Source organism: Pseudoalteromonas sp. KAN5 (assembly GCF_022846535.1).
Lineage (GTDB): Bacteria > Pseudomonadota > Gammaproteobacteria > Enterobacterales > Alteromonadaceae > Pseudoalteromonas > Pseudoalteromonas haloplanktis.
The window spans coordinates 1,761,801-1,782,797 of record NZ_AP025589.1 but is presented as its reverse complement, the minus strand read 5'-3'; the positions used below and the strand labels follow the sequence as shown (position 1 = coordinate 1,782,797).

Genomic DNA, 20,997 nt, shown 5'->3' with positions numbered 1-20,997 from the left:
TAAACGAATGTTGATCTGTATCAAAGCTTGGTTTGTCACTAATCTAGAGAGGACATAAGTCCTTATGTTTTTTAGGCTATTTTATTATGCTCGCGCAGCGCAACAATGAAGCAACTGCTATGATTAGCAAAGGCTTTTGACAACTTAATTCATTGGATACGAACATGCAACTACCTACCGTTGATTATAAAGCGAGTGATGCGGCAGCTCAATTTGTTGAGTCTCTTAGAAATACTGGCTTTGGTGTATTAAAAAACCACCCAATACCGCAGTCTTTAGTTGAATCAATTTATAAAAATTGGCAGGATTTTTTTAATTCTGAGCAAAAACATGCGTTTTTATTTTCTAAAGACACCCAAGATGGTTATTTCCCGCCATCAGTATCGGAAGTTGCAAAAGGCTTTACAGTAAAAGACATTAAAGAATACTTTCATGTTTATCCAAAAGGTCGTGTGCCAGCAGAATTAGAAGCAGATATTCGAGAATATTATCGTTTAGCTAATGATTTTGCTGCTACGCTTTTGAGCTGGGTACAAGCAGAAGCGCCAGCCGATGTGCGTGCTAAGTTTTCAATCGACTTAAAAGACATGATTGCTAACTCTGAGCAGACATTGCTGCGTATCTTGCATTACCCACCAATGACAGGTGATGAAGAGCCTGGGGCAATTCGTGCCGCTGCGCACGGTGACATTAATTTGCTGACGGTTTTACCAGCGTCAAACGAGCCGGGTTTGCAAGTGCAAAAAACTGACGGTGGTTGGTTAGATGTGCCATGTGATTTTGGTAGCTTAATTATTAATATCGGCGACATGTTGCAAGAAGCATCGGGTGGCTATTTTCCATCAACCATTCACCGAGTCATTAATCCTACGGGTAAAGCGTCAACTAAATCGCGTATTTCGTTACCGTTATTTTTACACCCGCGACCTGATGTTGTGCTTTCTGAGCGTTATACCGCAGATAGTTACTTACAAGAGCGCTTGCGTGAGCTGGGTGTTAAGTAATTGTTCTACTTAGAGATATGAAAGCGGCTTTAAGTCGCTTTTTTTATTTTTCGGAATATTTTACTTTCATGATTTTAACAGACAAAGCGATGAGTTGTTCAAGTACGGCTAAATCTATATTTTTTAAGTTATTAATATATAGGCAACTTTTCCCTTTTGTGTGTTTCCCTAACCGATTAAGTAACGTCACAATTTCATTATGTTCGAAGCCGGGCATTATATAAATAGATAACTTTGTCTTGCGCGGCGAAAAGCCAGTCAACGGCCATTCACCACTTTGGCCTGAATCGTATTTGTATTGGTAATAGCCAAAGCCGATAATATCTTTGCCCCACACAATCGCAGGCTCCTGTGTTATTTTTTCAAACAGTGCGATTAACTGGTTTGCATCTTCTAAGCGTTTAGGGTCGGTGTTTGCAAGACATTCTTGTAATGTTATTTGATTTACTTGTGTTTTTATTGCCATTGTTGACTCCTGTGTCACTACACAACAAGTTAGCATATAAAGTGCAGAGTTAATATTCAATGCATTATTGGTCACGATCGGTATAATGCGCGCAACTGGCCACTTTGGCCTTATTTAAAAGAGAGTTTATATGAGTTTTGATGGGTTAGGTTTATCACAGTCTTTAGTTAATGCGGTTTTAGAAAAGGGCTATGAAACGCCAACACCAATTCAAGCTCAAGCCATTCCAGCTATCATTGAAGGTCGTGATGTAATGGCCGCAGCACAAACTGGTACAGGTAAAACAGCGGGTTTTACATTACCGCTTATTGAATCTTTATCTAAAGGACAAAAAGCGAAGAGCAACCAAGTGCGCGCGTTAATTTTAACACCAACTCGTGAGCTGGCATTACAAGTGAGCGAAAATGTTGAAGAGTACGCGAAACACTCTAATATCAGCTCATTTGTTGTTTATGGTGGTGTGAAAATAAATCCGCAAATGCAGATGCTTCGTAAAGGTGTAGATATTCTAGTTGCAACACCTGGTCGCTTGATTGACTTACATAATCAAAATGCGTTGAAATTCGATAACCTCGAAGTATTAGTGCTAGATGAAGCGGACCGTATGCTTGATATGGGTTTTATTCACGATATAAAGCGTATTATTAGTAAGTTACCAACTAAACGTCAAAATCTCATGTTTTCTGCTACTTTCTCAGATGAAATTCGTGCATTAGCGAAAGGCTTGATCAATGATCCCGTTGAGATTTCAGTGGCAGCAAAAAATACCACCGCAAAAAGTGTTAGCCAGTGTGTTTACGCCGTAGATAAAGCGCGTAAAACAGCTTTATTAAGTCATTTGATCCGTAGTAATGATTGGCAACAAGTGTTGGTTTTTAGTCGTACAAAGCACGGCGCTAACCGTTTAGTTAAACAATTAGAGCGTGATGATATCGTCGGCGCGGCTATTCATGGTAACAAGTCACAAGGCGCACGTGTTAAAGCGCTTGACGGTTTTAAAAGTGGTGAAGTTCGTGTGCTAGTGGCAACTGACATTGTTGCTCGTGGTTTAGACATTGTTGAATTACCACATGTTGTGAACTACGACTTACCTAATGTATATGAAGATTATGTTCACCGTATTGGTCGTACAGGTCGTGCGGGTGCATCAGGCCATGCGATTTCATTTGTAACAACTGAAGATGCGGTTGATTTATACGGTATTGAGCGTTTTATTGGTGAGCTAATTCCACGTGCCGAAGAAGACGGTTTTGAGCCTGTTAACCCAGTCGCAGAGCGTGCATTAGATGCTCGTCCGTTACCAGCTAAAAAGCCTAAGAAAAAGCAGCCTTTTAACAAGCCTAAATCGGACAGTAAAAAACCAAATAGCAATGGTAGCGGCACGGGCCCACGTCGTGGTGGCTCAGGTAAAAAACCTGATGCGAATAAAGCCACTGGTGAGCAAGCGCAAAACCCGTGGGCTAAACGGCAATCAGTGAGTGGTTCTGGCCAACGCCGTCGTCGTCCAAACAATGTTGGTTCACAAGGTAATTCGTAAAATTACCTTGATAAGCTAAAGATAAAAGCGCGCGATTTATGCGCGTTTTTTATATTGCGATGAGTGCATTAACCGCTAAACCAATGAATAAAGTAACGGTGACGCTTAACAAAGTGCCTAGCATTACATACTCAGTGAGTTTTTTGTCTTTACTGGCACTTAAATCACCAAAGCGAAATACAGATTTTGCCGCGAGTAAAAAAACCACTCCTGCAAATTGGTCCAGCAAAATAAATGTCAGCATTAATACGCGTTCAAGCATGTCGATACTTTGCCCTGCGGCGGGTAAACTGCCCGTAGTGCTAAACCCTGCCGTTAGTCGCTCCAACATCATTCGAATAAATACCGCGCTTGGATTCAAAACCAGTAAATAGCCGCATAGCAGCCATAAGGTACTGGGAGTAATCAGCCATTGCCATACAATTGTAAAAAACTCACTATTATCACTTAACCACATAGTCAGTATGAGTATGACGAGTAAATGAGCAAGTTGATCAACGATAAAAGGCACGACGCCTTTGCTTGAATACGACTTTGCTAAATCAATGAGATAGTGTGTCACAATGATAATAGCCGTTGCGCTACTAATACGTAGAATATCTTGCCAGCCAAAACTAAACTCCCACCACGTGATAATTGCAGCTGCGGTTATGCCATGTACTAACACATGCAAGTATAGTTTTTTAGCCCGAAAATGGCGGGTATTACGATTGTTGACCCAACTCATCGGCTGCCAGTAAAAATCAGCCAATAGATGGCCGATTATTAAGGCGCTTAATAACACGGTAAAACTCACTGCGCTGCTCCTGCGAGGCTTTGTATGATGGTTTTTTCGGCGTACAGTAAAAATCGCTCGATTAATTGATAGTGCGCAAGATTAAGTAACTTAGTGACATTTTCACGGCTTGTTTTTAAATGCTTAGCTAGTTCACTATGTTGGTTATTTTGCATAGTTAAATATACGTAGAGCGCGTTTGCTTGTTTTTGTGTCATTTTAGTCAGTAGCGCATCAGCAAAAGCAAGATTAAGTGTTAATCCTTCATCAGCGGGATCAATAATGCTATTAAATATGAAACGTTGATTATGCATTTCATCAAGGCTGCGACCCGATAAAGTAAATGCAGAGCCGGTAGCTGTTTTAATATCCGCTCTGGCGTTATCTATTTCACCAATTGCTAAGCTTTGGCGAATTTCATAGCCGCTCGCCTTTAAATGTAAATACAATAAAGTAGCAATACTGCAAACGTGCTCAGGTTGGTTTACTTGCAGTTGAAATGCATCGCCTCGATAAATAATGCTCTGATTCTGGTTACCTTCAGTAATTGCACGCAAGCTTTGATCGAGCTGATAGAGCATTGCATCGTAGTCATGCTTGGGAATATGTTGTGATTTGATCACATCACCGCTGATCACCGCAATCATAAATGTCCTAACTTAGTTACATATAAAAATGTAACCAATACTGGTTACATAATGCTATGTAACTAATTTAGGTTACTTACGCGATAAATGCAAGGTCTTAAGTGGACATAGGTATGTTACAGTAGGGTGATAATCAAAAGGAATAATGCATGAAGCAAGAAACACACAGTTTAGCAAGCTCAAAACCTAAGGTAGGTATTTTTGTTGATGTACAAAATATTTATTACACCTGTCGTGAAAGTTACCGCAAAAACTTTGATTACAATGCGTTTTGGGCACAGATCAGCCGTGACTACGATATAGAATGTGCGATTGCGTATGCTATTTATCGAGGTGATGAAAAGCAATCTCAGTTTCAGAATATTCTGCGGGCGATTGGTTTTGAGGTGAAACTAAAGCCATTTATTCAACGTAAGGACGGCAGTGCAAAGGGGGACTGGGATGTAGGAATTACAATTGATATGCTAGAGCAGGGGAAAAATTTAGACCGCGTAGTTTTACTCTCCGGAGATGGTGATTTTGCGCTGTTACTTGGCCACTTGCAGCATAATTATAATGTACCTGCCGATGTGTACGGCGCTGATAAACTGACTGCAGAAGCATTGAAACAAAGCGCAGAGCATTTTTACTGCATTGATGACACTTTATTATTGTAATGTAAGTATAGAATTCTTAACTTCATGTTAAATATTTTTGACGTGGTTGCTGTGTGAAGCTATAGTTATTGATGTTAATTATTTTTAACATTGAGTTGGCTTTACTTTACATTGTTGGAGGGGATATGAGTTACACACAAAAATCACGATTACTAGAAGTGGCTATTACATTTGTTGTCTTGTTTAACTATCTGCAAGCTGTGCTGTCGATGACTCCAGAAGCGCAAATGGATCCATCACTTGCCAGTGGTTTGTTGATAAAACTTGTGATTCAAACGGTGGTTATGCTTGTTGTCATGCATAGTATTTTGGCTGCATTTAACAGCAAGTATGCAAATCGGGCGAAAGATGAACGAGAGCAGGCTATTGCACTAAAGGCTAAAAGTGTGAGCTTGTTTATTTTACAATTAGGCGTGGTTAATGCTGTATTTGCTTTATTAGTCAATACTGTATATCCAATACCTATGAGTCCTGTACACCAGTTGGTGATTGCTGCATTACTGAGTGAAATCATTGGAGGGGCTGTGGAAGTATGGCTATTGCAAAGGGGTTAAAATGGCAAAGTTAGCAATTAGCAATTCAATCCGTACATTGAGATTTCAACATGATGAAATGACACAGCAACAATTAGCAGATGCTGTGGGGGTTACACGCCAAACCATAGCTGCAATTGAAGCTGCAAGATATTCCCCGTCGTTGGAGGTTGCTTTTAAAATAGCGGTTGTTTTTAATCAGCCTCTAGAAAAAATATTCCAATATAAGCAGTGATTCTTTACTAAATTATTGTTTTAGGTAAACTGGTACAACATTACACAGCGTATTTTAAGCCATTAGCCATTTATTTGTCCCTTTAAAATAAATGGCTAAATCATTATTTTAGGTATTGATTTAGGTAATTATGTCACTTTTAAGCTTTATTCTTTATGTTGAAAAATAGTTGCTACTAATTTAGTGGATTTTAATTATTTATTTAATTCAGTCAATTAGAGATAAATATGGGATATATGTGAATTTTTATAAAAAATATAATGACAACGCTGTCATTTGTTGTGTAACATTAATTCAACATGGGTTGAGGGTGAATCGCATTAAGATAATAAAAAAAGGTGCGATTAATACAAATATTAAACGAAGGTTAGAGGTCGTTAAATGATGGCTAAGAGTGCGAATGAGGACCAATTGTTTATTGGTATCGATGGTGGCGGAACTAAGTGCCGTGCAACTATATACTCTACACAACATGGGGTATTAGGAACTGGTCTAGGTGGCCCCGCGAATCCATTACATGGGTTAGAGCGCACATTAGAGTCAATAATGGTATCTACACAACTGGCTATGCGTGATGCCGGTTTACAGTTAGAAACTATTCACCAAATCTATGCTGGCTTAGGGTTAGCAGGCGTTAATTTACCAAGTTTGTATGAAAAAATAACAGAATGGGAACATCCATTTAAACAAATGTTTTTAACTACAGACTTACATACGGCATGCATCGGCGCTCATGAAGGCGGTGATGGGGCCGTTATTATTACGGGCACTGGCTCATGTGGCTTTTCACATGTCAAAGGGCAATCGGTGAACTATGGTGGTCACGGTTTTGCTTTAGGCGATAAAGGGAGCGGCGCTTGGATGGGGCTTGAGGCTATTAAAGCGGTGCTAGTTGAGCTAGATGGTTTAGGTCCGCAAACAGCTTTGACTCCAGTAATAAAGAATCATTTTAATGCAATAAATGCAATGGATATAGCAGAGCAAATGGCAGGGCAGCCGTCCAGCAGTTATGCTAAGCTTGCTCGCTATGTTTTTGATGCGGCGCACCAAGGTGACGTGATTGCATTGGCTATCGTAAAAGATGGCGCAGCCTACGTGAGTCAATTAGCACATCGTTTATTAGAAAATAATCCACCACGTTTATCTATGATTGGTGGTCTTGCTGAGCCATTAAATAAATGGCTTGATCCTGAAATTGCAAAACTGGTCGAAATCCCAAAACAACCGCCAGAAATGGGGGCTATTTACTTTGCCCAGCAATCGGTACTTGAACAAGATCAAAAGGTAGCCTTGTAATGAAAACCTTCTATCGCGCTACGCGCCTATTTACCGCAGAAAACTTTGTTGATAACGCATTATTTAGTGTTGAAAATGGTGTATTTAAGCTTGAAGAAACAACTACTGAGTCAGTAATAGAGCTAAATGGTCTTGTTGCTCCCGGTTTTATTGACGTTCAAGTCAATGGCGGTGGTGGAGCATTTTTCAACGCACAGCAAAACACTGATTGCTTAGACCGTATCGCAAAAGCACATGGGAAATTTGGTACAACTGCACTGATGCCAACGTTAATTACAGATAAAGTTGAAATCATGCAAGCCGCCGCAGATGCAACGGCGCAAGCTATCAGTGAAGGTGTTCCGGGAGTATTAGGTATTCACTTTGAAGGCCCGCATTTATCTTTTCCAAAAAAAGGCACTCATAGTGAACAATTTATTCGCCCGATCAGCGAGCAAGAGTTTGCCATTTATGCTCGTCAAGATTTAGGCATCAAAATGGTCACCTTGGCGCCAGAAAACGTCAGTATTGCCGATGTTGAGCGTTTAGTTGCGTGTGGTGTGAAAGTATCACTCGGTCATACAAATGCCGATTATCAAACAACTATCGCTGCACTTAATGCCGGCGCTGATGGCTTTACGCATTTATACAATGCTATGTCGCCATTTACATCGCGCGAGCCAGGTGTTGTTGGTGCCGCACTTTGGCATGACAACAGTTGGTGTGGATTGATTGTTGATGGCCACCATGTGCACCCTCTATCTGCGCAGTTAGCAATTCGTACAAAGCAACGTGGCAAAATTATGTTGGTTACGGATGCAATGCCACCTGTGGGCACTGATGATATGGAATTTGATTTCTTTGATGGGCGAAAAGTAATTCGTACCGGAGATAGATTAAATTCAAGCACTGGCGAATTAGCGGGCAGTGTTTTAGATATGGCAAGCGCTGTGCGCAACACCGTTAATACTTTAGATGTTAGCCTAAGCGAAAGCTTACGGATGGCTGCATTGTATCCGGCACAATATTTGAACCTCAAGAACAAGGGACGTTTACTTGATGGCTTTGATGCTGACTTTGTCGTGCTCGATGAACAGCAGTATGTCAAAGCAACTTATATTGCTGGAATTGCAATCTAACGTTTCCCTGGAAAAAACCCCGCCGTTGTATCGCGGGGCTTTTTTTGTTTTAAGAGTAAAATAAAATGACAACAACACACAGCGAAAAACCGGTTAAAAAGCGTCTAGCATCACTGGATGCTTTACGTGGTATGGATATGTTTTGGATTTTGGGGGGGCAATCTATTTTTGCCGCTTTATTTGTCTTAACAGGCTGGACAGGCTGGAAAATTTTTGAAGCACATACTGTACATAGTGCTTGGCATGGTTTTACATTTTACGATTTAATTTTTCCATTATTTATCTTTTTATCGGGCGTGGCGATGGGGCTCGCACCAAAGCGTATTGATCACCTATCATGGGATGAGCGCAAAGTTTACTACCGTAAAGCGGTTAAGCGTTTACTGTTATTATGTTTATTAGGAATAATGTACAACCACGGGTGGGGAACTGGTATTCCTTTAGCGTTAGATGAAATTCGCTACACCAGTGTACTTGGGCGCATTGCTATCGCATGGTTTTTTTGTGCCATGTTAGTGTGGCATACCAGTATTCGCACCCAAGTATTTACTGCCATCGGTTTATTAATTGGTTATTGGATTCTACTGTGTTTTATCCCAGTGCCCGGTGGTATAGCAGGGGATTTGAGTGCGCAAGGCAGTTGGAATGCGTGGTTTGATACACACTTTTTACCCGGTATTAGCTATCAAAATCGACCTGTCGATCCTGAGGGCGTATTATCGAGCTTTCCTGCCATTATAAATGCCATGATTGGTGTGTTTGCAGGGCAACTTGTTAGCAGAGCACAGCAAATTGGCGAATGGAAAACAGCAGGGATCTTATTTATTGCCGGCGTAATTAGTGTCTGCCTTGGTTGGTTGTGGGATCTTCAATTCCCGGTTAATAAAGAGTTATGGACGAGCTCTTTTGTACTTGTCACTGTAGGTTGGAGCGCTATATTACTTGCTGTATTCTATGCTTTAGTTGATATTTTAAATGGTCAAAAACTAGCTTACCCATTCGTTATAATTGGCGCAAATTCAATTATCATCTATCTAGCGTCTAGTTTAGTCGATTGGGCTTTTATTAGTCGTAGTGTATTCGGTGGCTTTATTAATGCAGTTCCTGAGCTTTGGCAACCATTGCTTAGCGTTACTGCTTTGTTACTAGTACAAATCCTTGTTTTACACTGGATGTATAAGCGTAAAATATTTGTTAGCGTATAAAACGCACAACTAAAAACAGTAAAAATAATTTTTTTATTCACTTTTACTTTACAAACTAAAATGAAATGGTAATAATGACAGCGTTGTCATAATGGTATTGGCCAAACAGTGTATCCCTGTTTGGTTTGATCTAAGGCCCAATTCGATTGCACGTGGAATTGGGACTTAGATCCCATTTTTTCATCAACTAATTTAATAACTGAGCAAACAAATATGCAAATAGTAATTTTAAATGATGCAGCAGCAGTAGCTGCATATGGCGCAAATATTTTCGCAGCCCAATTACAAAAAAAACCAACGTCAGTGCTCGGTTTAGCAACAGGCTCTACGCCAGTTGCGTTATACCAACTATTAATTGCTAAAAATAAAGCGGGTGATATTTCATTCTCACAAGCGACAACGTTTAACTTGGACGAGTACTTAGGTTTAACGGGTGAGCACCCACAAAGTTACCGCTATTTTATGAACGAGCAACTATTTAATCATGTTGATATCAATAAAGAGAATACCTTTGTACCACCTGGCGATGCAGTAAATCCAATCACTGCATGTAAAGAATATGAAAATAAGATAGCCGCAGCGGGTGGCGTTGATGTGCAATTATTAGGCATTGGCCGTAATGGTCATATTGGCTTTAATGAACCTTCATCAGGGCTGTGTTCACGTACTCGCGTAAAAACGCTAACTAAAGCAACTGTTGATGATAATGCGCGTTTTTTTGCCGCGGATGAATATCAACCCCATTTATCAATAACCATGGGTATTGGCACAATTTTAGAAGCGAAAAAAGTTGTTTTACTTGCTACCGGTGAAAATAAAGCCGATGCAGTTCATGCCATGATTGAAGGGCCATTAATGGCTAAATGTCCGGCATCTGCGCTTCAGCTGCATAAAGATGCTGTGATTGTGATTGATAAAGCAGCAGCAAGTAAACTTGACGATTTAGAGTTTTATCAGCATATCGAAGCAGAAAATCAAAAATTACAGGCTCATTTAGCTACATTGTAATTGTAAAAAGAATTTATTGTGTGTTCAAAAAAGTCCGTAAGGGCTTTTTTTTTGCCTTTTTATCAGTGGCTAACAATTGGGTTTGGCCGAGTGTTGTGGTAGTTTTAGCCATCTAAATAATAAAAAGGACGAGCATGCTTAATTACTCCGCAATGTCGTTAAATCGAGCATCAAATTTACGTAAAGAGCCAAATTGGTTAGCAGCTCAAGTCAATGAGCAAAGCCGCTGGCTATTGGTGAAAAACAGTCAAACCTTATTTGATAGTAATAGTTATGTAGTGACATTTTTGAGCTTCGCAACGGTGCGTAATTTAGATTTATCTGAGGCGATATTCTTAGGTTTAGATGAGCAGCAAACGAGTCATTTTGCACTTGATGTTAGCCAATTAGATGATGCGCTAGTCACACAGTTGATTGGCAATGCTGAGTTTGTTGATATTCGCCGTTATGGGGTGAATGTTGCGCTTGAACAAGGCTCAATGGCAGCCCTCGCGCGAGGTTTGTGCTACTGGCATGCAACACATTGTTTTTGCGGACGATGCGGCAGCAAAAATATGCTTGTCGAAGCAGGCCACTCGCGTTTATGTAGCAACGAGCAATGTAAACACCAAACATTTCCACGCACAGATCCTGCGGTGATCATGGTGGTAACGCGTACTTTCGCCGATGGTATTGAGCGCTGTTTATTGGGTCGCCAAGCTGTATGGGCGCCGGGTATGTATTCATCTTTAGCGGGTTTTGTTGACCCCGGTGAAAGCCTTGAACAAGCGGTTGCACGGGAAGTGATGGAAGAGGCTGGTATTGTCGTTGGCAATGTTCGTTATATTGCCTCACAACCTTGGCCGTTCCCTTCATCAATTATGCTAGGTTTTATAGCGGAAGCCGTCACTGAAGATATTCACGTTGATAAAGACGAGCTTGATGATGCCCAGTGGTTTAGCCGAGAAGAAATAAAAAGCTTTGGTAATTGGCATGACGAAGGTACCCATCTAAAGTTACCTCGCACCGACTCTATATCACGGTATCTAATTGACCACTGGTGTAATTTAAACGACTAAGCATTTTTTAATGCAAGTTTTGATGACATATTTTTAAGGATTAATCATGACGACAAGTAATAAAAATACGCAGTTAGTCAGTGCTGGACGTAAAAAAGCCTATACTCATGGCGTTGTTAACCCTGTTGTACAACGTGCGTCAACCATTGTGTTTGACTCTGTGGCTGAGCTTAAGGATGCGGCAAAAAAACGGGGTGATAAAACGTTATTTTATGGGCGCCGTGGTACTACTACACATTTTGCACTGCAAGAAGCAATTACTGAATTGGAAGGCGGAGAAGGCTGCGCATTGTACCCATGCGGAGCAGCGGCAATTAGTAGTGCATTACTGGCTTTTGTGAAAGCTGGCGATCATATTTTAATGGTTGATAATGCTTATGAACCAACCCGTGATTTTTGCGATAAAATTTTAGCTGGCTTTGGTGTTGAAACTACCTATTATCCACCAACAATTGGCGCAGATATTAAAACGCTGATCAAAGAAAATACCAAGGTGTTATTTTTAGAATCACCAGGCTCTATCACCATGGAAGTACAAGATGTACCGGCAATGGTTGCCGTTGCTAATGAACACGGCGTGATGACCATGCTTGATAATACCTACGGTAATGGCTTGCATTATCGCCCATTAGAGCACGGTGTTGATATTAGCATTCAAGCGGCGACTAAATATATTGTTGGTCATTCTGACGTGATGATGGGCGTTGCGGTTGCAAATAAAAAATATTGGCCAAGATTACGGGAGCAATCTTACTTACTTGGTCAGTGTACCTCTGCGGATGATGCTTATTTAGCACTTCGGGGGTTACGTACTATGGCAGTGCGTTTAAAGCAGCATGAGAAAGCCGCAATTGAAGTGGCAAGCTGGTTAGAGCAGCATCCATTAGTTGATCATATTCGTCACCCCGCTTTTGAGAGTTGCCCAGGCCATGAGTTTTTCAAACGTGACTTTGATGGCAGCAATGGCTTATTTTCATTTGTAATGAAAGAAGGTAATCAAGAGGCGATTGATGCTTTTTTAGATAGTCTAGAGCATTTTAAAATGGGCTTTTCATGGGGGGGGATTTGAGAGTTTAGTGACCGCTAATTTAACGATGAAAGGTCTACGCTCAGCGACAGGATGGCAGTTGGGCCCGGTGATCCGCCTACATATTGGTCTTGAAGATGTTGATGATCTTATTACTGATTTAACACAGGCATTGGACGTATATAAACAACATTTATAAGCGTTTGCTTGTTACATTTTAATCTATTGTTACAGAGCTCACCATTCGGTGGGCTTTTTTTTTGCTAGTAATTCAACACGTTTGCACTTAGTGTAAGCTGTATATCAATTAAATAGGAATACCTGTGTCACAATTACACCCACAGCGATTATTAAACATTGCCCAGTTTGAATTGGTAAGGTTATTTTTGACTAAACGTGGCTTGCTGGCTGTTGCTGCTTTTGCAATTTGTTGGTTACTCATTTTACGTTATCCAATTGGTCAAGCGGTAAGTTTGATCAGCTCTCCCGAGATAGCCGAATTAGCACAGCAAGTGTTTGGTGCTATAGGATTAAGTAAATTGCTCGATTGGCCTGAGGCTGAGCTTGCCATGTATTGGTTAATTGCATTATACAGTTTCCCCAGTTTTTGCTTATTTTTATGCAGTGACCAACTCGTTGGTGATAAGCAGCGAGGCACGCTTAGATTTTTATCTCTAAGAGCGACCCGTAACGAAATGCTATTTGGTCGGTTTTTAGGGCAAGTGTTTATTTTGGCCGCGCTGTTAATTGTGACCTTAGTAGCGGCTGTCGCGGTAATGGCATTTCGTGAGCCGGCATTATTAATGACGGGGCTTAGTCGCAGTTTCATGTTGTTCTGTTACCTTTTAATAGCCGTTTTACCCTTTATAGCACTGATGACTTTATTAAATACCTTTGCGCGTTCGGCACGTTTAACCGTGGTGCTGGCCGTGTTATTTTTTGCTGGCGGAAATATTGTTGTTGGTCTATTGAGTTGGCAAATTCCCGCAATGGCCATGCTTGATTATATTTTTCCTGGAGTACAGTTAGATCAAATGGCGGGGCAGAATGCAGGATTGTTTAATAGTTTAGGTATTCCCGTTATTCAAACTGTGGTTATGTTAGCCCTAGCCCAGCGTATTTTTGCAAGGAGTTCCTTATGAGCACATTAATACAGGCAACAGCTTTAACTAAGCAGTTCGGCAGTAAATTAGCACTTGATAATGTGAGTTTTGAGATTCAAAAAGGTGCGCCAGTTGCGTTAGTCGGACCTAATGGGGCAGGTAAAACCACATTGTTTAGCCTGTTATGTGGTTATATATTACCAACTAAAGGCACGCTCAGCATTTTAGGCTATAACCCTGGCAGCAGTGAGTTATTTGGCAAACTCAGTGCGCTGCCGCAAGATGCGCAACTTGATCCCCGTTTTAGTATTTCTCATCAACTCGCGTTTTATGGCCAGTTGCAAGGGCTTTCAAGTAAACAAAGTCAAGCTGAAGCAATCCGTGTTTTGGAGCTTGTAGGCTTAGCGGAAGCAGCGAAGCAACGCGCCGATGATTTATCGCATGGTATGCGCAAGCGGGTCACAATAGGGCAGGCACTGATCGGTAAACCGCAAATTGTGATGCTGGATGAAGCCACCGCAGGGCTTGATCCCATTCATGCTCGTGAAATACGTCAATTAGTTTCAGAATTAAGTTCTGAGGCGACGTTTATTTTAAGCTCACACGATCTGACCGAGCTAGAACGGTTATGTTCACATGTACTGCACCTTGATAAAGGAAAGCTCACCGAGCACCCCAAGCAAAATAATAGCAATGAACAGCAAACTGGCTTTATTACCTTGTTATTAAATGAGCAATATGCTGATGTTGAAGCAAAAATTCAGGCATTGGCAGGGGTATCTAAGGTCTATATGAGCCAAGCGAAAGAATATGTTGTTGAGTATCAAAAAGCAGCCACACCCTTTGATATAACGCTATTACAATATTGTTATCAGCAAGGGTGGCGATATCGTCAATTAGTAAATGGACACACATTAGAGAATCAAATTTTTAAACAGGAGACAGTATAATGGGTTTATTAAGTGGATTAATGGGCAATGCCAGCGAAGTTGATGACGGTGATTTAGAAAAAGTACTAGCGAATACCTTGATTGAGGGAGAGCAAGTAGAAAAAGCCTATAAAGTTGTGCGCGATATGTTTATTTTTACTAATAAGCGCTTAATTTTACTCGACAAGCAGGGAGTAACAGGCTCAAAAATGGAAATGATCAGTATCGCATATTCAAAAATTACTAAGTTTAGTAAAGAAAGTGCTGGGCACTTTGATTTAGATGCGGAGCTAAAAATCTGGGTAGGGTCGGATCCAACTCCAATTAGTAAAGATTTCAAATCCGGTGATAACATCAATGATGTTTATCGCATCATTAGTCAATATGCACTGTAAATATTAGAATAAATGGATTGTGGCGATTGTTTCAATAATGGCCACATTATTTTTACAATAACCTACAAAATTTTACATTTTCATAATTAATACAATTACTTAGTTAAGTTTCCATTCAGTTTGTTCGCGTTAGCATGTCCCCGTCTTAGCCAATCGGTTAAAACATGTAGCAATCAACAATGTAAAATAGGGAAATCTTTTTATGAAAAAGTTAGCAGTTATTATTTCGAGTATTCTTCTTTCAAGCGCCGCGACTGCTGCGGACAATTATCAGTCAATCAGCCATTTAGAATATAAGGACACAGATGGCAACGACACAATAAGCGTTGATTCAACGTATTACTTTTCTCCGAAAGCGACTTTAGGTCCTTACGATCAATTCGAGTACATCAATAAGCAAACTAATGTTTATGGTAAATACACAGATAATGATTCTAGCGATGTTGCTACCATTGGTGGTGAATATTTCTTACAAGATTTTGTTCTAGGTGCAGAGTACAGCAATAATGACATTGACGCTGGTTCAAGCACTGATGTAATTAAACTGTCTGCAGGTTACTTCTTTAATCCTAATCTTCTTTTAAAAGCAACATTTGAAGATGTTGAAGATGGCGAAAATCGTGTTTTATTTGATTTAGCATACAACCACCAGTTAAACAGCACAGATTACATCGGTTTCACCGTAACATCTGATGACGAGTTTGATTACCGCGCCGTGAACGCTAAATACTTCATGGATCTTAAGCAAGGTAACTTCCTAACTGTTGAAGGTACTGTATCAGATGATGATAATCGCTCATCTTCATGGGAGTTAGAATCTAACTACTACTTCACTAAAGCAACATCAGCGTTTGTTACATTTAACAAAAACGATGATTACACGTTTGGTGCTCAACATTTCTTCAACAAAAATGTTGGTTTAAAAGCAGGTTACGGTAATAACTGGGATGATTCTGGTTATGACGCTTACTTTGCAAATGTAAGCTTACAGTTCTAATCAAACTGTAAATTTAGTACTGCAATACTAAAAAAGCCCGCTCAATTGAGCGGGCTTTTGCATTTTTGCTATTTAACTAGTTTACTTACCAACCACATTGACGGTCTTTATTTTGCTCATCAAGGTATTTTTGCAGTGGTGCAAAGTAATCAAGTAGGGCAGTGGCATCCATTTCAGGTTTACCTGTTACGGTGGCTAATGCTTCTTGCCAAGGGCGGCTTGAACCCATTTCTAGCATCGCATTGAGTTTTTCACCGGCTTCTTTAGAGTTATATACTGAACAGCGATGAATGGCTTCTTTATTACCAGCAATTTCACATAAACTACGGTGGAAATCAAACTGTAAAATATGCGCTAAGAAGTAACGTGTATACGGTGTATTGCCAGGCACATGGTATTTTGCACCGGGATCAAAGTCAGCTTCGCTTCGTGCAATAGGTGCTTTTACACCTTGGTATTTTTCACGTAGCTCCCACCACGCCTTATTGTAGTTTTCAGGCGTTACCGCACCAGAGAATACCTGCCAACGCCATTGATCCACAAGTAAACCAAATGGTATAAACGCGACTTTATCCAGCGCCATTTTCATCAGTAAGCCAATGTCTTTTGATTCATCAGGAACTTGCTCTAATAAACCAATTTCTTTTAAGTAACCAGGCGTTACCGAAAGTGCAATGGTATCGCCAATGGCTTCGTGGAAACCGTCGTTAGCACTTTCTTGATAATAAAGCGGTTGGGTATTGTAAGCGCGTTGATAAAAGTTGTGACCTAACTCATGGTGAATAACTGAGAATTCTTCGCCAGTACGCTGAATACACATTTTTATGCGCAGATCGTCTTTGCTGTCTATATTCCACGCAGAGGCGTGGCATTGAACATCACGATCAGCAGGCTTGGTGAATAACGAACGTTCATAAAAAGTCTCAGGTAGAGGTGCAAAGCCCATTGATGTAAAAAATTTCTCAGCGCCTTGCACCATTTTTAGTTCATCGTAGTTATGCTCGGCGAGTAATGCGGTGACGTCATAGCCAGGATCGGCATTTTCAGGCGCAACGACATCGTAAATATTGCCCCATGTTTGTGCCCACATATTACCTAATAAATGTGCAGGAATTGGTTGATCTTGTGGTACTTTATCTTCGCCATACTTTTCACCCAACTTGGCACGAACATGACAATGCAGCGAGTCATACAGTGGTTTTACTTGGCCCCAGATACGATCAAGCTCTGTTGCAAAGTCATCCGCTGGCATATCGTATTTACTACGCCACATTGCGCCTGTGTCAGCATAACCAAGCTCTTTAGCACCTTCATTGGTTAACACAACTTGCTGCTCATACAGTGGTCGCATTGGCTTTGAAACCTGGCGCCAGCCCTGCCATAAATCGAGCAGCTCGTTGTAATCACGACTGGTGGCCATTGTTGCTGTCATATCACCAAGGCTTAAACAGCTACCGTCGTCTTTACAGTATTTTCCTTTACCGTACATACCGCCAAGTTCAGCCACAAGCTGTGATAATTTTGCTGTTTTTTCGGCATCTTGTGGAGCAGGTAAAGTGAGGGCTAATTTTAATTTATCGAGCTTACGACGAGCATCGTAATCAAGCTCAAGTGAGTCAAACCGCGCTGCTTCGTTTGCTAGACGAACCACCGCGGCGGTCATTTTACGGTTTACTTCTGCTGATAGTGCCGAGGTATCATGTGTAATAAAGTTTGCGTAAATCCATTCTGCTCGGCTGGATTCTAAGTATAGCGCGCTGAGCTCTTGCTCTGTGGCATCTAAAAAAGCTTGTGCATCGTTTGCAGTTACCGGTGCTGGGCCAGTAGCAGCTTGTGCTGGAGTGTTATTTGCTTCTTGGTTACAGCCAGTTAATGCCAATGTACTGGCAACCATTATCGCGCTCAGACTGCGCTTAAAATGTGGAGTAGTCATGTTGACCCTTATATTTGTTATTTATCGCATAGGATAATAGCAGCGTCTCTATGTTAGGCAAACTATATCAAGAATTGGTGTTACTATGCAGGGCAATGCAAGTTTACAGTGACATTGTATTTATTAAAGGATCGGTCATAATTAAGCCAATGCATTTCATTAATTAATAAGGATAGTTTTCATGTCAGTATTTATCTTGTTACTGGTGGTCGTCATCGTTATTTTTGCGGTCAAAGATATTCGCTTAAATTTAGTTAGCCGCCCGACATTTAAAATGTTTAAAAAAGTACTTCCGCCGCTTTCGCAAACTGAGCGAGAGGCGATGGAAGCCGGAGATGTGTGGTGGGATGGAGAACTGTTTAGTGGTAATCCTGATTGGCAGCTATTACATAGTTACCCAAAACCCGAACTTAGTGAGAAAGAACGAGCATTTTTAGACAACGAAGTCGAAACACTATTAGCAATGCTTGATGACTATCAAATAGTGCAAAAAGATAAAGACTTGCCAAAAGAGGTATGGGATTACTTAAAAACGCAGGGTTTCTTTGCGATGATTATTCCAGAAAAATTTGGTGGTCGGCAGTTCTCAGCAATCGCAAACTCGACCATAGTTGCTAAAATTGCGACTAAAAGCTTAACCGCCGCTGTAACCGTTATGGTACCTAACAGCTTAGGCCCGGGTGAATTGTTATTACATTATGGTACCAAAGAACAGCAGCAACGTTGGTTACCCAGTTTAGCTAATGGTCAAGATGTGCCTTGTTTTGCACTTACAGGCCCAGAAGCCGGTTCAGATGCAGGCAGTATTCCTGATTCTGGTGTGGTCTGTAAAGGTGAGTTTGAAGGTAAAGAAGTGTTGGGCCTGCGCTTAAATTGGTCAAAGCGTTATATTACACTTGCCCCTGTGGCGACAGTTCTTGGTCTTGCTTTTAAAATGTATGATCCGGATGGCTTACTAGGTAAACAAAAAGAACTTGGTATTACCTGTGCGCTGATCCCCACAGATCACCCAGGCGTTGAAACCGGAGAGCGTCACTTTCCTCTTAATATGGCGTTTATGAATGGTACAACGTACGGAAAAGATGTATTCATTCCGCTTGATTGGATCATTGGTGGTCAACAAGGTGCTGGGCGAGGCTGGCGCATGTTGGTCGAATGCTTAAGTGCAGGGCGTGGTATTTCATTACCTGCGCTTAGCAGTGCAACAGGTCACTTATGTGCTCGAATGACATCTGCGTATGCCACAGTTCGCCAACAATTTGGTGTATCTATTGGTCAGTTTGAAGGCGTACAAGAAGCACTGGCACGTATTGGCGGGCTTACTTATAGTTTAGAATCATGTCGTTTAATGACTGCAGGCGCAATCGACCTTAAATTAAGCCCGTCTGTGGTCACGGCTATTGCTAAATACCATATGACCGAAATGGGTCGTACAGTGATGAATGATGCAATGGATATTCATTCAGGCAAAGGAATACAAGTTGGACCAAATAACTATTTAGCCCATGGCTACATGGGTATTCCGGTCTCAATCACAGTTGAAGGGGCAAATATTTTAACCCGTAATTTGATGATTTTTGGTCAAGGTGCAACACGTTGCCATCCATTTGTACTCAAAGAAATGGAAGCTGCGGCAATGGAAGATGATGATTTAGCATTAAAAGAGTTCGATGCACTGTTGTTGCAACATATTATCTTTGCAGCTACTAACGCGGGTATGGCATTTGTACACGGCCTAACCCGTAGCTATTTTGCAAAATCGCCGGTATGTGGTGCTACAGCACGCTATTATAAGCAACTTGGAAGAATGAGCCGTGGGCTTGCGTTTAGTACTGATGTAGCTATGTTAGTGCTTGGTGGCGAGCTTAAACGCAAGGAGATGATTTCAGCGCGTTTAGGTGATGTGTTAAGTCATTTGTATTTGGCATCTTGTGTTCTTAAACGTTTTGAAGATGAAGGACGTCAACAGGCTGACCTGCCTTTTGTTAAATATGCGGTGGAGCTATCACTGTTTGAAATAGGCCAAGCATTTGACGGCTTCTTTAAAAACTTCTCCAACCCAGTTGTTAATTTCATACTTAAACGTATCGTATTTCCGCTTGGTAACCACTACCAAAGGCCGAGTGATGAGATTGCACAAGAAATCTGTGAGCATATGACTCAACCCGGGGTATTTAGAAATCGTCTAACCCATTTATGTCATGTGGACGAAAATGCAGGTACAGGGGTGATGGAAAATGCCTTTATAGCCATGCATGATACAAGCGCGGCATTCAAACGATTGAAAAAATGGCAACGTGAGGGCACGCTTAATCGTAACCATGATATTGAAACTGCTATTAACAGTGCACGTAAAAAGCAGTTGATCACTGATGAACAAGCAGAAAAACTGCACGGAGCTAATAATTTACGTAAGCAAGCCATTGCAGTCGATAATTATAAAGCGGGTGAATTATAACTTTAGGGTAATTGATTTACGCCGAAATAAAGAAAGCCTTGCATCTGCAAGGCTTTTTGTTAATTAACCAGCGCTAAGCTAGTTTTGGTAATTACTACTTTTTAACGTGCAAAGGGATCGGCATTAATTTTATCAACATACCAATTGCCTTTTTTACGGACCATTTTTACGCTGCGCATATCATCGACTTTATTGCCATTAAACTGGCCAGTAAAAATCAAGTTGATATTAGCTGTCTCACCGTATTGCTCTCTTAAGCTCATATTTGTCATATCAACTTCAATCACCACGCTATCGTATTGTAAGTTGACTAAATTACGAGCAAACTGCTTGGATGTACCATATGACATCATGATCCGCGCCATTCTTGGGGTGGCCATCGTACTGGCTTTAGTAAGATCTTGTTCGTTATAAAGTGTATCAAAGAACAGGGCAGCACTATTTCCTGGCGTGTTTTTCTCACCTCTTGGTGTATCGTCATTGCCGCAGCCACTTACTAACAATAAAAATGTAGCAGCAAATAGAGTTAAAAATAATTTCATTAGATAAATAGACTTATTAGTGATGATTTAGTGTGTGATGAAATGTGGCAGATGTAAAGTTTACGATAAAAATTA

At 40.9% G+C, this 20,997-nt stretch carries 20 protein-coding genes and 1 pseudogene; 16 read left to right on the top strand and 5 right to left on the bottom strand.

Translation table 11 applies throughout. The annotated features are described in order from the left end of the window. Positions 1-164 precede the first annotated feature (164 nt). Positions 165-1,004 (top strand): 2OG-Fe(II) oxygenase family protein, encoded by an 840-nt coding sequence (locus KAN5_RS07785; RefSeq protein WP_138555756.1) that lies wholly within the window; start codon positions 165-167, stop codon positions 1,002-1,004. Between the two features lie 43 nt (positions 1,005-1,047). Here the strand turns inward: KAN5_RS07785 and KAN5_RS07780 are convergent, their stop codons facing one another. Continuing rightward, the gene (locus KAN5_RS07780; protein WP_244390860.1) at positions 1,048-1,470 is read right to left on the bottom strand and encodes a DUF1801 domain-containing protein; all 423 of its coding nucleotides are present in this window, start codon (positions 1,468-1,470) and stop codon (positions 1,048-1,050) included. 130 nt (positions 1,471-1,600) lie between these two features. On the opposite strand from KAN5_RS07780, the gene KAN5_RS07775 reads away from it, so the two are divergent. After that, the gene (locus KAN5_RS07775; protein ID WP_244390859.1) at positions 1,601-3,007 is read left to right on the top strand and encodes a DEAD/DEAH box helicase; all 1,407 of its coding nucleotides are present in this window, start codon (positions 1,601-1,603) and stop codon (positions 3,005-3,007) included. Between the two features lie 49 nt (positions 3,008-3,056). Here KAN5_RS07775 and KAN5_RS07770 read toward each other — a convergent pair whose 3' ends face one another. Continuing rightward, positions 3,057-3,803 (bottom strand): DUF3307 domain-containing protein, encoded by a 747-nt coding sequence (locus tag KAN5_RS07770; protein ID WP_244390858.1) that lies wholly within the window; start codon positions 3,801-3,803, stop codon positions 3,057-3,059. After that, on the bottom strand, positions 3,800-4,429 hold the full coding sequence (locus KAN5_RS07765; protein WP_244390857.1) for a hypothetical protein: 630 nt from the start codon (positions 4,427-4,429) through the stop codon (positions 3,800-3,802). The genes KAN5_RS07770 and KAN5_RS07765 overlap by 4 nt, the downstream gene beginning before the upstream one ends. Before the next feature lie 149 nt (positions 4,430-4,578). Between KAN5_RS07765 and KAN5_RS07760 the strand changes: the two genes are divergently transcribed. The 13 genes and pseudogenes from KAN5_RS07760 to KAN5_RS07700 all read left to right on the top strand — a co-directional run bounded on the left by KAN5_RS07760 (position 4,579) and on the right by KAN5_RS07700 (position 15,989). Beyond that, positions 4,579-5,085 carry an NYN domain-containing protein gene (locus KAN5_RS07760; RefSeq protein ID WP_016707697.1) on the top strand — a complete coding sequence of 169 codons (507 nt, stop codon included), beginning with the start codon at positions 4,579-4,581 and terminating at the stop codon, positions 5,083-5,085. 125 nt (positions 5,086-5,210) lie between these two features. Then, a complete protein-coding gene (locus KAN5_RS07755) occupies positions 5,211-5,639 on the top strand; it encodes a hypothetical protein (RefSeq protein WP_138555760.1) in 429 nt (142 codons plus the stop codon). 1 nt (position 5,640) lies between these two features. Beyond that, positions 5,641-5,853, top strand: coding sequence for a helix-turn-helix transcriptional regulator (locus KAN5_RS07750; RefSeq protein WP_016707695.1), 213 nt, complete (start codon positions 5,641-5,643; stop codon positions 5,851-5,853). A gap of 381 nt (positions 5,854-6,234) precedes the next feature. Continuing rightward, on the top strand, positions 6,235-7,149 hold the full coding sequence (locus tag KAN5_RS07745) for a BadF/BadG/BcrA/BcrD ATPase family protein (protein ID WP_016707694.1): 915 nt from the start codon (positions 6,235-6,237) through the stop codon (positions 7,147-7,149). Next, positions 7,149-8,267 (top strand): N-acetylglucosamine-6-phosphate deacetylase, encoded by a 1,119-nt coding sequence (gene nagA / locus KAN5_RS07740; protein WP_016707693.1) that lies wholly within the window; start codon positions 7,149-7,151, stop codon positions 8,265-8,267. Before KAN5_RS07745 ends, nagA begins: the two co-directional genes overlap by 1 nt. A 65-nt stretch (positions 8,268-8,332) precedes the next feature. Further along, positions 8,333-9,472, top strand: coding sequence for a DUF5009 domain-containing protein (locus KAN5_RS07735; protein WP_244390856.1), 1,140 nt, complete (start codon positions 8,333-8,335; stop codon positions 9,470-9,472). Between the two features lie 213 nt (positions 9,473-9,685). Next, positions 9,686-10,480, top strand: a complete 795-nt coding sequence (gene nagB, locus KAN5_RS07730; RefSeq protein WP_016707691.1) for a glucosamine-6-phosphate deaminase — start codon at positions 9,686-9,688, stop codon at positions 10,478-10,480. A gap of 134 nt (positions 10,481-10,614) precedes the next feature. Next, positions 10,615-11,538, top strand: a complete 924-nt coding sequence (gene nudC / locus KAN5_RS07725; RefSeq protein WP_016707690.1) for an NAD(+) diphosphatase — start codon at positions 10,615-10,617, stop codon at positions 11,536-11,538. A gap of 46 nt (positions 11,539-11,584) precedes the next feature. Continuing rightward, positions 11,585-12,764, top strand: a pseudogene (locus tag KAN5_RS07720) (cystathionine beta-lyase). A gap of 124 nt (positions 12,765-12,888) precedes the next feature. Then, on the top strand, positions 12,889-13,707 hold the full coding sequence (locus tag KAN5_RS07715; protein WP_016707688.1) for an ABC transporter permease subunit: 819 nt from the start codon (positions 12,889-12,891) through the stop codon (positions 13,705-13,707). Further along, positions 13,704-14,618 carry an ABC transporter ATP-binding protein gene (locus KAN5_RS07710; RefSeq protein WP_244390855.1) on the top strand — a complete coding sequence of 305 codons (915 nt, stop codon included), beginning with the start codon at positions 13,704-13,706 and terminating at the stop codon, positions 14,616-14,618. The genes KAN5_RS07715 and KAN5_RS07710 overlap by 4 nt, the downstream gene beginning before the upstream one ends. Continuing rightward, positions 14,618-14,992 (top strand): PH domain-containing protein, encoded by a 375-nt coding sequence (locus tag KAN5_RS07705; protein ID WP_016707686.1) that lies wholly within the window; start codon positions 14,618-14,620, stop codon positions 14,990-14,992. The genes KAN5_RS07710 and KAN5_RS07705 overlap by 1 nt, the downstream gene beginning before the upstream one ends. Positions 14,993-15,194: 202 nt before the next feature. Then, positions 15,195-15,989 (top strand): putative porin, encoded by a 795-nt coding sequence (locus KAN5_RS07700; protein ID WP_244390854.1) that lies wholly within the window; start codon positions 15,195-15,197, stop codon positions 15,987-15,989. Between the two features lie 85 nt (positions 15,990-16,074). Here the strand turns inward: KAN5_RS07700 and KAN5_RS07695 are convergent, their stop codons facing one another. Next, entirely contained in the window at positions 16,075-17,922 is a 1,848-nt protein-coding gene (locus KAN5_RS07695; protein WP_244390853.1) for a M2 family metallopeptidase, read from the bottom strand. Positions 17,923-18,103: 181 nt separating this feature from the next. Between KAN5_RS07695 and KAN5_RS07690 the strand changes: the two genes are divergently transcribed. Further along, positions 18,104-20,380: an acyl-CoA dehydrogenase gene (locus tag KAN5_RS07690; RefSeq protein ID WP_244390852.1), complete on the top strand. Its 2,277-nt coding sequence runs from the start codon at positions 18,104-18,106 to the stop codon at positions 20,378-20,380. 101 nt (positions 20,381-20,481) lie between these two features. On the opposite strand, the gene KAN5_RS07685 is transcribed toward KAN5_RS07690, so the two are convergent. After that, positions 20,482-20,922: a hypothetical protein gene (locus KAN5_RS07685; protein WP_016707682.1), complete on the bottom strand. Its 441-nt coding sequence runs from the start codon at positions 20,920-20,922 to the stop codon at positions 20,482-20,484. Between the last annotated feature and the right edge of the window lie 75 nt (positions 20,923-20,997).

Excerpts from the sequence above, each read along its gene's own strand:
- KAN5_RS07685 (WP_016707682.1), bottom strand. The coding sequence starts at position 20,922 with ATGAAATTATTTTTAACTCTATTTGCTGCTACATTTTTATTGTTAGTA.
- nagA (WP_016707693.1), top strand. The coding sequence starts at position 7,149 with ATGAAAACCTTCTATCGCGCTACGCGCCTATTTACCGCAGAAAACTTT.
- KAN5_RS07695 (WP_244390853.1), bottom strand. The coding sequence starts at position 17,922 with ATGACTACTCCACATTTTAAGCGCAGTCTGAGCGCGATAATGGTTGCC.
- KAN5_RS07735 (WP_244390856.1), top strand. The coding sequence starts at position 8,333 with ATGACAACAACACACAGCGAAAAACCGGTTAAAAAGCGTCTAGCATCA.
- KAN5_RS07785 (WP_138555756.1), top strand. The coding sequence starts at position 165 with ATGCAACTACCTACCGTTGATTATAAAGCGAGTGATGCGGCAGCTCAA.
- KAN5_RS07765 (WP_244390857.1), bottom strand. The coding sequence starts at position 4,429 with ATGATTGCGGTGATCAGCGGTGATGTGATCAAATCACAACATATTCCC.
- KAN5_RS07775 (WP_244390859.1), top strand. The coding sequence starts at position 1,601 with ATGAGTTTTGATGGGTTAGGTTTATCACAGTCTTTAGTTAATGCGGTT.
- KAN5_RS07780 (WP_244390860.1), bottom strand. The coding sequence starts at position 1,470 with ATGGCAATAAAAACACAAGTAAATCAAATAACATTACAAGAATGTCTT.
- KAN5_RS07705 (WP_016707686.1), top strand. The coding sequence starts at position 14,618 with ATGGGTTTATTAAGTGGATTAATGGGCAATGCCAGCGAAGTTGATGAC.
- nagB (WP_016707691.1), top strand. The coding sequence starts at position 9,686 with ATGCAAATAGTAATTTTAAATGATGCAGCAGCAGTAGCTGCATATGGC.
- nudC (WP_016707690.1), top strand. The coding sequence starts at position 10,615 with ATGCTTAATTACTCCGCAATGTCGTTAAATCGAGCATCAAATTTACGT.
- KAN5_RS07750 (WP_016707695.1), top strand. The coding sequence starts at position 5,641 with ATGGCAAAGTTAGCAATTAGCAATTCAATCCGTACATTGAGATTTCAA.
- KAN5_RS07700 (WP_244390854.1), top strand. The coding sequence starts at position 15,195 with ATGAAAAAGTTAGCAGTTATTATTTCGAGTATTCTTCTTTCAAGCGCC.
- KAN5_RS07745 (WP_016707694.1), top strand. The coding sequence starts at position 6,235 with ATGATGGCTAAGAGTGCGAATGAGGACCAATTGTTTATTGGTATCGAT.
- KAN5_RS07755 (WP_138555760.1), top strand. The coding sequence starts at position 5,211 with ATGAGTTACACACAAAAATCACGATTACTAGAAGTGGCTATTACATTT.
- KAN5_RS07760 (WP_016707697.1), top strand. The coding sequence starts at position 4,579 with ATGAAGCAAGAAACACACAGTTTAGCAAGCTCAAAACCTAAGGTAGGT.
- KAN5_RS07690 (WP_244390852.1), top strand. The coding sequence starts at position 18,104 with ATGTCAGTATTTATCTTGTTACTGGTGGTCGTCATCGTTATTTTTGCG.
- KAN5_RS07710 (WP_244390855.1), top strand. The coding sequence starts at position 13,704 with ATGAGCACATTAATACAGGCAACAGCTTTAACTAAGCAGTTCGGCAGT.